Genomic DNA, 12,417 nt, shown 5'->3' with positions numbered 1-12,417 from the left:
ACTCTAGGTCACAACCCGGTCGGCCCCTCGGCACGCAGGTCGTCGACCTTGCGCATGGCATCGCGGAGTTCGGCGAGCCAGCTCTCGGCGTGCTTGCCCGCCAGTTTCACCGTCCAGGCCAGGGCGTCGGCGCGGGAGCGGGCCACGCCCGCGTCGATCAGGGTGTCGAGCACCTGGCGTTCGGGCTGGCGCAGGCGCGTCATCACCGGGACCGCCAAGTGGGTGAACAGGATTCGCTTGCCGTCCAGGTTCACACCCCAGGCGACGCTGCGGCCGTAACGGCGGCGGGCCTCGTCGGCGATCTGCATGCGGGCCGGGCGGGTCGACTCGCGCCAGCGGGCCAGCGCGCCCTCCCTGGTCGCCGCGGAGGCGCCGTCGGGTCGCGGGAGCTCGCCGACCACCACGATCTCGTCGCGGTCGATCTCGAGCTCCGGCGGGCCGGTGAACCAGTCGTCGGGCAATCGTCCGGCGAACCAGTCCGCGGCGTCGGCCGGGTCCGGCAGATCGGCTTGCTGCCAGCCGCCGGGGCGGCCGAATCCGCGGTCGCGATGGCTGTCGCCCATGGCGATCACCTGCTCTCGGTATTGCGTCTGTAACGGTGATTACAAGATTACGCCGTATCGGAACCGCGGGATTGCGCTCTGCGAGAACGGCCCGGGAATCGCGGCCGGTCCGGTGACCGCGGGCGGTTGGCTGTCGGTGGGTGTGGGTACCCTCGGCTTGAATCGCCGGACAAATGCGAGATCCGCACAACTGGGCGCGCCCGCCGGTACGGTTAGCGCGCCAGATGTTGCCACTGGCTGGGCGAGGTTCGAAATGTAGTCCTCATCGGGCGAGATTTCGGGCACAATCGAGGTGCTGAGGTCTAGTAGCGTCCCGTGTTACCGGGGCATCGGAGACGGGTCAACTTCCGGTACGGTGGATTTGTTACCGGAGTGGCAAGAGTGAAGAGTGGGCGATATGGATGTGTGGGGATCCCGCCGCTTTCGCGTCCGGGGCGCAATGGCGATCGCGGGGGTTGCGACCCTCGCCCTCGCGGTGTGCTCGTGCGGAGTGGGTGGGAAGCCGAGCGAGGCGGAGACGGTTGTCCAGCGGTTCACCGATCTGCTCGACGACCATGACTACACCAAGGCCGCCGACCTGACGTCCTATCCCGCCGCCGCGTCCGCAACCATGAAGCAAATGTTCGAGGGTCTGGAGTCGGGCACCGTCGACTACGAGAAGACCCAGGTCATCGACCTCGACGCGCAGTCGGCCATCTTCAGCATGGATGTGGGCTGGAACTTCGGGGAGCGCAAGGACTGGACCTACACACTCCAGGGCACCGTCCGCAAGCTCGCCATCGGCTGGCGCATCTCCTGGGACCCGGCGGTGATCATGCCGCAGCTGGCCGACAACCGCACCGTCAAGCTCGTGCGCACCACGGCCAAGCCGCCGCCGAAGGTCGTCGACCTGGCCGGTGAGCCGCTGATGACCGAGCAGACCATCAATGTCATCAAGATCGACCCGAGCCGCACCGGCGACCTGGTGGGATCGACGAACGCGCTGGCCGACGCCATCGAGCCGGTCGCACCGCTGATCACCGGTCCCGCGCTCATGCAGAAGCTGGCCGCCTCGCAGGGGCAGCCGGTCGTCGCGGTGAACCTGCGCGAAGGCGATTTCGCGATCCTGGAGCCGCGCATGGCCAAGGTGCCCGGCGTGGTGATGGAGAAGCAGCCGAAGCTGATCTCGGCCGACCGCCGGACCTGGTCGCCCATGCTCGACGCGCTCGCCAAGGTGTGGCAGTCCAGCCTCGAGGCCACCGCGGGCTGGGGTGTGCAGATCTTCGAAGCCGACGGCAAGTTCGTCAACCAGGTCGCGGGCTACCAGGGCCCGGCCGGTCCGGACATCGCCGCCACCATGGACCAGCGCTTGCAGCGTGCCGCCGAGGACGCCGTGGTCAGCGTGGGCACGCCCGCGAGTGTGGTGGCGATCCAGCCGTCCACCGGCGCGGTCGTCGCCGTCGCGCAGAACTCCTACGCCACGGAGAAGGGGCCCATCGCCTTCACCGGGCTGTACCCGGCGGGCGGCACCATGGACCTGTTCCGTGCCGTCGCGGCCGCGAAGCTGAAGAAGGCGCCGCAGGACGTCACCGAGCAGGAAGCCGCCGACGCGGCGACCTCGCTCGGCGTCGGCGTCGACTTCAAGGTGCCCGGCCTCGACGAGGTCACCGGGCGGATCAGCGCGCCCGGCCGCAATACCGAGCAGGTGCGTCAGGGCGCGGGCTCGGACGCGGTGCTGGCCAGCCCGTTCGGGATGGCGATCGCCGCGGCCGCGATCTCGCGTGGCTCGGTGGTGCCGCCGATGATCGAAGCGGGTCATCCGAGCACCACCGACACTCCGATCCCCGCGCTCGAACAGCCCGCCGTCGACCGGCTGCGCGCCATGATGCAGGAGGGCATCGGCAAGCCGGAAACGGCGGCGCTGCGCGGGTTCCGCGATGTCACCGCGTTCGCGGCGACCGGCGGCAACGACGGCTGGCTGCTGGCCACCATGGGCGATCTGGTCTTCGCTGTGCACATCGCCGATGTCGACAGCGGCGACGCCACTTCACGCCTGGCCTCGGTCCTGCTGAAGTCGCTGGCGACCCCGGAGCCCTGAGCCCCCGCGTCGGCGGCATGCACACTGGTCAGTGGGTATCGACCCGATCTCGATCTAGATCAACAACGGTTACGCTGCTCGGGTGAAGAGATTCGCGCCGTTCATCGTCGATGCTGTGTTGGTGATCGTCTTCTGCGCGATCGGGAGGCGCAGTCACGACGAGGCGGTGCTGGCCGGGCTGCTGAAGACGGTGTGGCCCTTCGGGATCGGGTTGCTCCTCGGCTGGGCGGTCGCGATGTTCCTGGCGCGTGATTCGCGCTTCGACGCGACCAGCCTGTGGCCGGGCGGGATCGTCATCTGGGCGTGCACCCTCGTCGGCGGGATGGCGTTGCGCGCGGTCAGCGGGCAGGGCGTGGCGGTGAGCTTCGTCATCGTCGCCGCCTGCGTGCTCGCGCTGTTCCTGCTCGGCTGGCGTGCGGCCATCACCGCGCTGCGCTAGATCTTGCGCTGCTGTTTGAACTCGGCCTCGAGGGCTTCGTCGTCGGCGTGCGGCGTGCGGAACAGGAACGCGAACACGATCCAGCCGACGATCGCCACCAGGATGAAACTCACCAGCCGGTAGATGAACGCGGCCGCCACCGCCTGCGAGGCGGGCAGGCCCGCGCCCGCGGTGAGACCGTAGATGAGGGTGGCGTCCACGTAGACGATGCCGCCGGGCGCGAACGGGATCGACCCAACCGCCTTGCCCGCGGCGAACGCGATCAGCAGCCCGGACAGTTTCGGGTCGGCGCCGATGGCGAAACAGGCCGCGCCGAGACAGGCCACGTCGGCGAAGCGGTGCACCAGCGCCCACACCCCGACCAGGCCCGCGTCCTTCTTGCCCAGATCCACCGACTCGAGCTGGGCCCTGATCTCGGCCAGCTTGGCGATGCCGTGGTCGGCGGGCTTCTTGCGCATCCGGTTGACCCGCGCGAGGACCCGGCGCAGCAGCGCCTCGAGCGTGCCGGGATGCCGGGCCAGATAGTTGCCGACGAACAGCACCACGGCCAGCGCCACCAGCGACGCGATCAGATTGAACCCGATCCGGTTGCCGACCAGCGCGGCCCCGGCGATACCGAGCAGCGCCAGCCCCGCGGTGGCCACCACGCCGGAGAACACCAGCTGCCACGACGCGACGATCGGGCTGGCACCCCAGCGACGGGTCTGGCGGTAGGTGAAGGCGGTGGAGAACACCTGGCCCGCGGGCAGCGTCAGCGACATGGCCGTGGCGCCGTAGACCACCGAGACCGACTTGCGCTGGCTGACATCCACCCCGCCCGCGTGCAGCAGCTGCTTCTGCACCCGCCCGAAACCACTCATCGACACGGCCTGCAGTGCGATACACAGCACCAGCCAGCCCCAGTGCATCTCGGTGAGCGTGCGCCACGACTCGTGTAGCCGCGGCCAGAGATAGGCCCCCTCGCCGACGAGTAGCGCCAGCAGCGCCACCCCGAGCACCCACTTCACCCACCAGAACCGTCGGCGCCCGGCTGCGGGCAGGGCGGGTTCGCCCGCTAGGTCGCCGTCGGCCGTCACGATCTCAGCCTAACGAACGAACCTGTTCTCCCGGCACTACATCGAGCCCGGGGGTCGAGCTCTTCGGCCAGGCCAGGCGGGTTTTTCTGCGTCTGCCACGCAGCTGGACCTCGTCGCCGGTCTCCCAATGGTCTTGCTCGCTTTCGTCGGCGAAGTACAGCGCGCTGCCCGAAGCGAGGACGCGGCCGGGATGATCTTTGGCCAGTTCGGTGAGTCGCGACGCCTCGTTGACGGGGTCGCCGATCACGGTGTATTCGAAGCGGTTCGCGGCGCCGATATTGCCCGCGACGGCCAGTCCGGCCGACACGCCGATGCCGACATCGAGGCTGGTCACCTCGCGCAGGGCCTCGCGCAGATCGCGGGCGGCGGCCAAGGCGGCGCCGGGCGCGTCGGGGCGGTCGAGCGGGGCGCCGAAGATCGCCAGCGCCGCGTCGCCGACGAACTTGTTGACGAAGCCGTGGTGGCTGTCGATCACGTCGACCACCACCCGGAAGAACTCGTTGAGCAGGCTGACGACCTCGGTCGGCGGGCGTTCGGCCGCCGCCGCGGTGGAGCCGACCATGTCGACGAACAGCACCGCGACGAACCGGGTCTCACCGCCCAGTTCGGTGCCGTAGTCCAGCGCCCGCTGCGCCACGTCCTCGCCGACGTGCTGACCGAACAGTTCCTGCAGCTTGCGACGCTTGGCCGCCTCCTCCATCATCCGGTTGAAGCCCACCTGCAACAGCCCGATCTCGGAGCCGTCGTAGACCTCCACCTGCACGTCGCGCGCGCCGCCCTGCACCCGGTTGATGGCCTGGGACAGCTGCCGTACCGGGTCGGAGATGGAGGAACCGGTCAGCATCGACAGCGCCAGCGCCTGCAGGATCACCACACCGCACAGCAGCAGGATCGAGATGGCCAGCGAGTTGGCCGAGAATTTCACGTCGGAGGAGATCTGGGTGACGCACAGCAGCACGATCGCGATGGTCGGCGCGAAGGTGCCCATGCCCCAGGTCATCGCCATCCGGGTGCCGACGCCGGGCGTCAGCGTGTGGTCGAAGGTGCCCTCGGTGAGCGCCTCGGCGGCCACCGGGCGCAGGATGCGCTCGCCGAGCATGTAGGTGAAGCCGAACACGATGGTCGCGGCCATACACTCGGTGACGATCACCGCCCCGCCCAGCTCGGGCGATTCGGCGATGATCAGCCCGGCCAGGATGCCGCCGCCGATGATCCACAGCACCAGGTGCACGATCGACTGGCGCAGCGGCACGTGCAGCGCCGCCATCTGCTCGCGCCTGCTCGGCGGGCCCCCGCGCATCTGCCAGCGCATGACCGGCCGCAGCATCAGCGCGGCGGCGACGATACTGAGAATCGCCGCGATCCCGAAGACCAGCACCGGCGCCAGCAGCCCCGTCTGGCGCACCCCGGTCGGATCTCCCTCGGGCACCGGCAGCCCGTACTGGATGAACGCCCACACGAGTACCGCGCCGAACGCGTTGGCCAGCAGTATCGACGTCAGATACAGCGGCCAGCGCGTTCGCATGGTCTGTTTGACCGCTTCCAGTGGCGCCGACACGACCACCAATCTAGCGTTCGGACCGATAGGCTCTCTCGAGTGACCGACCAGAAGGCAGATTCCGCGACCGCGTCGGCGCTGTGGCGTGCCGATGCCGAGGCCGTTCATCCGCTGGTCCGGAAAGCGGCTGCCTGGAGCTGGCGGTTGCTGGTCATCTTCGCGGCATTGCTCGCGGTGGGGATGCTGGTACAGAAGTTCGCGACCGTGGTGATTCCGCTGGCGATCGCGCTGCTGGCGGCCGCGCTGCTGGCGCCGCTGGTGGACTGGATGCAGCGGGTGGGGATTCCGCGCGGGCTGGGCGTGTTCGTGGCGCTGGTCGGCTCGATCGGGCTGCTCGCCGGGATCATGACCTTCGTCGTGGAGCAGTTCGTCGACGGTGTGCCGGGGCTGTCCAACGAGGTCACCAACAGCGTCCACAAGGTGCAGGACTGGCTGATCAACGGCCCGCCGCACCTGAGCGATCAGCAGATCCGCAGCGCGGGCGACACCATCGTGCGCACCATCCAGGACAACCGCGAGAGCCTGACCAGCGGCGCGCTCACCACCGCCACCGTCATCGGGCACATCCTCACCGGCGCGTTCCTGATCCTGTTCATCCTGATCTTCTTCCTCTACGGCGGCGACCAGATCTGGCATTTCGTCACCCGGATCATCCCCACCGCGCACCGGGACAAGGTCCGCACCGCCGGGGAACTGGGCTTCGGCACGCTGGTCGGGTTCGTGCGCGCCACCGTCGTGGTGGCCGCGGTCGACGCCATCGGCATCGGCGCCGGATTGGCGATATTGCACGTGCCGCTGGCGCTACCGCTGGCCTCGCTGGTGTTCATCAGCGCGTTCATCCCGATCATCGGCGCGTTCTTCGCCGGGTTCGTCGCGGTGTTCATCGCGCTGGTCACCAAGGGCCTGGTGACGGCGCTGATCGTGCTCGGCATCATCATCGCGGTGATGCAGCTGGAAGGCCATGTGCTGCAACCGCTGCTGCTGGGCCGGGCGGTGAGCATCCATCCGCTGGCCGTGGTGCTGGCGATCGCCGCGGGCCTGGTCGTCGGCGGGATCGCGGGCGCGCTGCTGGCGGTGCCACTGATCGCGGTGGGCAACACCGCGATCCGGTATCTGCTCGCCGACAGCCCGGAGGAGGTCTACGGCGAGTTGGCCGGCGGCGAGGACCGGCGATTGTTCTCGGCCGAGCCGGACAAACCCGAGCCCGGCCGATTCGACGTCTACCGCACCCTGCGCAAGGACGAAGAGCGCGAGTCCGGCGATGCGGACCCACACAGCTGAGCTGAGCAGTGCCGACGCGGCGACCGCGCCCCTGTGGCGGGCCGCCCAGGCTTTCCGTCTGGTCACGCTGCTGTACGCGGTCGGCCAGCAGATCGCCTCGGTGCCGTACTACCAGCACCCGCGGCTGAGCTGGGTGCTGATCGCGCTGATGGCGATCTGGTCGGGGGTCTCGGCGCTGCTGTTGTCGCAGTGGTACTTCCCCGAGGCGACCGGCCGGATTCGTGGGTGGGTGGTCTTCGGCGATCAGGTGGTGACGGTCCTGCTCATCGCCTCCACCCGGCTGGTCGCCGATTACGGCTGGTACCACGGACATCAGACGCTGCCGACCACGCTGTGGATCGCCAACGCGGTGATCTCGATGGCCATCCTGCGCGGACCGGTCGCGGGAGTGCTCGCGGGGCTGGGTATGTCGGCCGTGGTCGTGACCGTGCGTGAGCAGTGGGGCCAGGACGTGTGGGGCGACGCCACCGCGCCGGTGCTGGTCTCGGTCGGCCTGGCACTGGGCCTGGCGGCCAATACCGCGCGCCGGGCCCAGCGCCAGCTCGAACAGGCACTGCGGATGACGGCCGCGGCCGAGGAACGCGAACGCCTCGCCCGCGAAGTGCACGACGGGGTGTTGCAGGTGCTCGCGTTCATCAAGCGGCGCGGTGGTGAGATCGGCGGTCCCGCGGCCGAACTCGCGCAGCGCGCCGGCGAACAGGAAGTGGCGCTGCGGGTCCTGATCTCGGAGCAGGGCGCGCGGCCCGATTCCGGTGCCGCCGAGGTGGACGTGCGACCGCTGCTCACCGTGCAGGCCACGCCCGCGGTGTCGGTGGCCACGCCCGGCGAGCCGGTGCCGATCGGCCGCGCCGCCGCCCAGGAGATCGCCGCCGCCGTGCGCACCGCGCTGTCGAATGTCGAGCTGCACGCCGGACCCGGCGCGAAAGCCTATGTGCTGCTGGAGGACACCGGTGACATGCTGGTGGTGAGCGTGCGCGACGACGGCGTCGGGATTCCGGCCGGGCGGCTGTCGGCCGCCGAAGCCGAAGGGCGGATGGGGGTTTCGCGGTCCATCGTCGGCCGGATCGCCGCGCTCGGTGGCACCGCCGAACTGCTCACCGAGGGCGAGGAGTTCGGCACCGAATGGGAATTCCGCATTCCGCGCCGTCCGGCGCGCCGAGAGGAGGGCAGATGACCGACGCGGTGATCACCGTGATGGTGGTCGACGATCATCCGATGTGGCGCGAGGGCGTGTCGCGCGACCTCGCCGAAGCGGGTTTCGCGGTGCCCGCCACCGCCGACGGGGTCGGCACCGCCACGCGCCGGGCGGCGGCCGTCCAGCCGGACGTGGTGCTGATGGACATGCAGCTCACCGACGGCAACGGCGCCACCGCCACGGCCGAGGTCCTGCGTGTGTCGCCGGCCAGCCGCGTGCTGGTGCTCTCGGCCTCGGCCGAACGCGACGACGTGCTCGACGCGATCAAGGCCGGGGCCAGCGGATACCTGGTCAAGAGCGCGTCGGCGGCCGAGCTGATCGAGGCGGTGCGCGCCACCGCGGCCGGGCAGCCGGTGTTCACACCCGGACTGGCCGGGCTGGTCCTCGGCGAATACCGCCGGATGGCGACCGCGCCCGCCGCCGCCGACGAACCGCACCGGCCCTCGCTGACCGAGCGCGAGACCGAGGTGCTGCGGATGGTGGCCAAGGGCCTCTCGGCCAAGCAGATCGCGGCGCGGCTGAATCTGTCGCATCGGACGGTGGAGAACCATGTGCAGGCCACGCTGCGCAAATTGCAGCTGGCCAACCGGGTGGAGTTGACCCGCTATGCGATCGAACAGGGTCTGGAATAGGGGTTTGCCCTGATGTGCCGGGGCCCGCTTCGTCGCTACCCTCGATGACATGGGCGGTCCCGAATCCCTCTCCGTACCCGGCGCCTCGACGGCCGGTTCCGTCGGCGACCGGGACCTGCGCGTCTCCGACGCCGAACGCGAACACGTCGGCCAGCTGCTGCAACGCGCGGTCGGGCTCGGCATGCTCTCGCTCGGCGAGTTCACCGAACGGATGGACACCGCGCTCGCCGCCAGGACCCGCGGCGAACTCAACGCGGTGCTGGTCGACCTGCCCGGAATGCGGGTGGCAGGCGCGCCGCAACCCGCCGCCATGCCCCGCCCGAAGCACGTCCCGGTGCCGCCGGGCGGCTCGAACCCCACGCTGATCCGCAGCAGGCTCTCCGGCGTGCACCGGCGCGGCCCCTGGCAGGTGCCCCCGGTACTGCACCTCAACAACCTCATGTCCGGGGTCACCCTGGACTTCACCGAGGCCGTCATGGAGACCCAGATCGTCGAGATCCAGGTCGACGACTACTGCACCGGCCTGACCCTGCTGGTCCCCGCCGCCGCCACCGTCGACCTCAACGGCCTCGACCTCATCGGCTCCAGCGCCAACAACAAGGTCCGCACCGGCCCACCCATCGGCCCCCTGCACCTGGTCGTGCACGGCCGCATCCGCTTCGGCTCCGTCACCGCGAAATACCCGCTGATGGTCCAGTGGCGCCGCTTCCTCGGCGCCTGACCACCACTTTCAGGTAGGAACCTGCCCCCACCCAGGGGTTTCTACTCATGTCCCGCGCCCACCCCGCGCCGACGATGAACACATGAGCCGCACCACCATCGACCCCGCCCTCATCGCCCGCCTCTCCGCCGACTTCACCTCCCTCGGCGCCCACATGGGGCGATTGGGTGGTGACCTGGATGTGCTGCGCGGGCAGTTGGAACAGCTCGACTCCTCCGCCTCAGACCTCGCACCGCGTGCCGAACTCGCGGAGCGCGGGGATTCGTCGGACAGCGATGCGGTCGGTGCGGCACCGGGACATGATGCCCGGTCTGCGGATACATCGGCCGTGCCGGGGGATGGGCTGTCGGCGTCGGGTCGGCCGATGTCGGCCGGTGCGGATGCTTCGGCCATGGCCGCTCCGGCCGGGGAGCGGGCGGGGGAGTCGAGGCTGGAGGCTCCGGCGACGGATAGGCCGGAGTCGGCTGGCGTCAGTGGTGAGGTGTTGGGGGAGCCTCAGGCGGTCGAGCAGGGTGCTGCTGTGAGCCCGACGACGGGGGTCGGGGATGTGTCTGTCCGTGGGGCGGCGGCAGAGGTCGCGGAAACGGCGCAGGGTTCGTCACGGGACGAGGCGTCGAATCAAGCTGGGCGGCAACGGGGTACGGCGTCGGGATGGTCTCGGACTGGTGGGCCTGCTGTGGTCGAGGGTCGGGGTGGCTCGCCCGATGGCGGGTCTGCTGTGTCGGGGTGGCATGGAGTGCCTGGGGTTGGTGGGCCTGTGGCGCCGGGGCTGCCGGGTGGTGTGCCCGGGGTCGGCGATCCTGCCGTGCCAGGGCGGCCGACTGACGTTCCCGGGGTCGGTGGGCCTGCGGCGCCGGGGCTGTCGGGTGGTGCGCCCAGCGCGAGGGCGGCTGGGGTCGGTGGGCCAGTGGCGCCGGGGTGGCCCCATCGTGGGTGGCCGGCGGGGGCGCCGGGCGGGGTACCGGTGCGCGGGGGTGCGTGGGGGCCGCCGCCGGGGCCGGGGTGGGCTGCGGGGCCTGTTGGTGCCTGGGCGGTTCCGGGTGGGCCGGTGCGAGGGGCGGGTCTGGGGTGGGGACCGGCCGCTGGGCGGCCGGTGCGGCAGGCGCCGGGGGAGCGGACGCCGTGGTGGCAGCGGGAAGGAGTGATTTCCCGGGTGTTGGCGGTGGCCGGGGTGGCGGTGACCTTGATCGGTGTGTTGATGCTGCTCGTGTTGGCTGCGCAGGCAGGGTTCTTCGGACCGGTGGCGAGAGTTGTTGCGGGGGGTGCACTCTCGGTCGGGCTGGTCGGCGCTGGGTGGCGGGTTTTCGGGCGGCCGGGTGGGCGGGTCGGTGGAATCGCGTTGGTGGCCACCGGTATCGCGGGGGCGTACCTGGACGTTGTTGCGGTGACCGGGTATTACGAGTGGGTGCCGACGGGCATTGGGCTCGGTGTAGCGCTGGCGGTGGCGCTGGCCGGGGTCGGGATGGCCGTGCGCTGGCAGTCGCAGCCGTTGGCGGTGGGCGTGGTACTGGGTGCCGCGCTGCTCTCACCCGCGTTGACGACCGAACTGCCGCTGCTCGGGTTCCTGGTGGTGTTGCAGGCGGCCGGGGTGCCGGTGCAGCTGCGGCGGGAGTGGCCCGTCCTGCACATCGCGCGGACCCTGCCCGTGGTGCTGGCAACCCTGGCGATGATCGCCCTGACCGGCCTCGGCGCCGCCATTTCCGGAACCGAGGCGACGAACCTGGGCGGACTGCTGACCGCGGCGCTAGCCAGCGCGCTGGTCGGCCTCGTCGGCGCGGTGCTCGCCGTGCGGCACCGGCCCACCGACATCACCGCCAGTATCACCATCGCCCTCACAGCCCTACCCGTCCTCGCCGCGGCGATTCTCTTCGACCGCGCACCCGCCGTGCTCATCACCGGCGGATTCGCCGCCGCCCTCCTCGGCCTCGCCGCCACCGCCCTCGTGCGTGTCCCCGCCGGTTTCGGCATCCCGTCACACACCGCCCTGGTCAGCGCGCTGACCGGCGCGGTGACCCTCCTGCTGACCTGCGTCGTCGGCACCGGCGCCCACCTGCACCTGCTGCCGACCGCCCTGTCCACGGTCGCCCTGGCCTTCCTCGCCGTCGCCGCGACCACCCGCAACCGGGTCGCCGCCGCCCTCGGCACCGCCTTCGCCCTGCTCGGCGGCCTGACCCTGCTGACCATCGCCTCCCCGGAAACCCTCGGCCTGCACCGTCTCGCCGACCAGGACCTCGACCTCGCGACCGCTCTCGCCGCGGTGGTCGGTGCCGGTACCGCGATCATGACGGCCTGGACCGTCGCCCGCCTCCCGCGCGGCACCGACACCACCCTCGTCACCACCGCCTGGGTCGTGGCGAGCCTGGCCGGCCTGTACTACGTCCTGGTCACCGCGGTCTCGCTGGGCGTCGCCCTCGGCACCGAAGACGGTTTCATCATCGGCCACAGCCTGGCCACCATCATCTGGATGATCGCCGCGACCACGGCCCTGTTCTACGGCCTGCGCCGCCTCACCACCGCCCCCGCCACCGCCAAGGTCTACCTGGTCTCCGGCCTCCTGGTAGCAGCCGCGGCCCTGGCCAAACTCTTCCTCTTCGACCTGGCCACCCTCTCCGGCATCATCCGTGTGGCCGCATTCCTGGCCGTAGGAATCCTGTTGCTGCTCACCGGAACCCGCTACGCCCGCGCCTTCGCCGACTCCACCCCCGGCGAACCCGGGCGATAGACGCGTGCGGCCGACCCAAGCGCGATCTGATCGGATGCCTGCGGCGCTGATCGAACCGATCGGAGCACCCAGGGGTGCCGGTGTCGTAACCCCCTGCCCCGGACTCCCGATCGCCATGCCCCGATAGACCCTCTCGGCCAACACATCTGGCCC

At 70.5% G+C, this 12,417-nt stretch carries 10 protein-coding genes; 7 read left to right on the top strand and 3 right to left on the bottom strand.

Annotated features, from left to right (window positions below):
* Nucleotides 1-8: 8 nt before the first annotated feature.
* Complete coding sequence (locus ACWEMY_RS24650) at nt 9-563, bottom strand: hypothetical protein (protein ID WP_375931555.1); 555 nt, start codon at nt 561-563, stop codon at nt 9-11.
* Nucleotides 564-1,053: 490 nt separating this feature from the next.
* Between ACWEMY_RS24650 and ACWEMY_RS24645 the strand changes: the two genes are divergently transcribed.
* On the top strand, nt 1,054-2,640 hold the full coding sequence (locus ACWEMY_RS24645) for an NTF2-like N-terminal transpeptidase domain-containing protein (RefSeq protein WP_452391921.1): 1,587 nt from the start codon (nt 1,054-1,056) through the stop codon (nt 2,638-2,640).
* An 82-nt stretch (nt 2,641-2,722) separates the two neighbouring features.
* Nucleotides 2,723-3,079 carry a DUF3054 domain-containing protein gene (locus ACWEMY_RS24640; RefSeq protein WP_452391920.1) on the top strand — a complete coding sequence of 119 codons (357 nt, stop codon included), beginning with the start codon at nt 2,723-2,725 and terminating at the stop codon, nt 3,077-3,079.
* Here ACWEMY_RS24640 and ACWEMY_RS24635 read toward each other — a convergent pair.
* Both ACWEMY_RS24635 and ACWEMY_RS24630 read right to left on the bottom strand, forming a co-directional pair.
* A complete protein-coding gene (locus ACWEMY_RS24635) occupies nt 3,076-4,155 on the bottom strand; it encodes a lysylphosphatidylglycerol synthase transmembrane domain-containing protein (protein WP_375931546.1) in 1,080 nt (359 codons plus the stop codon). The two genes, ACWEMY_RS24640 and ACWEMY_RS24635, sit on opposite strands and share 4 nt — an antisense overlap.
* 4 nt (nt 4,156-4,159) lie before the next feature.
* Nucleotides 4,160-5,680: an adenylate/guanylate cyclase domain-containing protein gene (locus tag ACWEMY_RS24630; RefSeq protein ID WP_375935541.1), complete on the bottom strand. Its 1,521-nt coding sequence runs from the start codon at nt 5,678-5,680 to the stop codon at nt 4,160-4,162.
* 72 nt (nt 5,681-5,752) lie between these two features.
* Here ACWEMY_RS24630 and ACWEMY_RS24625 point away from each other — a divergent pair, with 72 nt between their 5' ends.
* The 5 genes from ACWEMY_RS24625 (at nt 5,753) to ACWEMY_RS24605 (ending at nt 12,264) form a co-directional block, all read left to right on the top strand.
* Complete coding sequence (locus tag ACWEMY_RS24625) at nt 5,753-6,994, top strand: AI-2E family transporter (protein ID WP_375931543.1); 1,242 nt, start codon at nt 5,753-5,755, stop codon at nt 6,992-6,994.
* The gene (gene macS / locus ACWEMY_RS24620; RefSeq protein WP_452391919.1) at nt 6,975-8,168 is read left to right on the top strand and encodes a MacS family sensor histidine kinase; all 1,194 of its coding nucleotides are present in this window, start codon (nt 6,975-6,977) and stop codon (nt 8,166-8,168) included. The genes ACWEMY_RS24625 and macS overlap by 20 nt, the downstream gene beginning before the upstream one ends.
* Nucleotides 8,165-8,821 carry a response regulator gene (locus ACWEMY_RS24615; RefSeq protein WP_452391918.1) on the top strand — a complete coding sequence of 219 codons (657 nt, stop codon included), beginning with the start codon at nt 8,165-8,167 and terminating at the stop codon, nt 8,819-8,821. Before macS ends, ACWEMY_RS24615 begins: the two co-directional genes overlap by 4 nt.
* Nucleotides 8,822-8,870: 49 nt before the next feature.
* Nucleotides 8,871-9,542, top strand: a complete 672-nt coding sequence (locus tag ACWEMY_RS24610) for a DUF1707 SHOCT-like domain-containing protein (RefSeq protein WP_375931534.1) — start codon at nt 8,871-8,873, stop codon at nt 9,540-9,542.
* Between the two features lie 82 nt (nt 9,543-9,624).
* Nucleotides 9,625-12,264, top strand: coding sequence for a DUF2339 domain-containing protein (locus tag ACWEMY_RS24605; RefSeq protein WP_452391917.1), 2,640 nt, complete (start codon nt 9,625-9,627; stop codon nt 12,262-12,264).
* The last annotated feature ends 153 nt before the right edge of the window (nt 12,265-12,417 follow it).

This window comes from Nocardia sp. NPDC004415, from assembly GCF_053602435.1.
This window is presented reverse-complemented; position numbering and strand designations above follow the sequence as displayed.

Excerpts from the sequence above, each read along its gene's own strand:
- ACWEMY_RS24650 (WP_375931555.1), bottom strand. The coding sequence starts at position 563 with ATGGGCGACAGCCATCGCGACCGCGGATTCGGCCGCCCCGGCGGCTGG.
- ACWEMY_RS24630 (WP_375935541.1), bottom strand. The coding sequence starts at position 5,680 with ATGCGAACGCGCTGGCCGCTGTATCTGACGTCGATACTGCTGGCCAAC.
- macS (WP_452391919.1), top strand. The coding sequence starts at position 6,975 with ATGCGGACCCACACAGCTGAGCTGAGCAGTGCCGACGCGGCGACCGCG.
- ACWEMY_RS24615 (WP_452391918.1), top strand. The coding sequence starts at position 8,165 with ATGACCGACGCGGTGATCACCGTGATGGTGGTCGACGATCATCCGATG.
- ACWEMY_RS24610 (WP_375931534.1), top strand. The coding sequence starts at position 8,871 with ATGGGCGGTCCCGAATCCCTCTCCGTACCCGGCGCCTCGACGGCCGGT.
- ACWEMY_RS24605 (WP_452391917.1), top strand. The coding sequence starts at position 9,625 with ATGAGCCGCACCACCATCGACCCCGCCCTCATCGCCCGCCTCTCCGCC.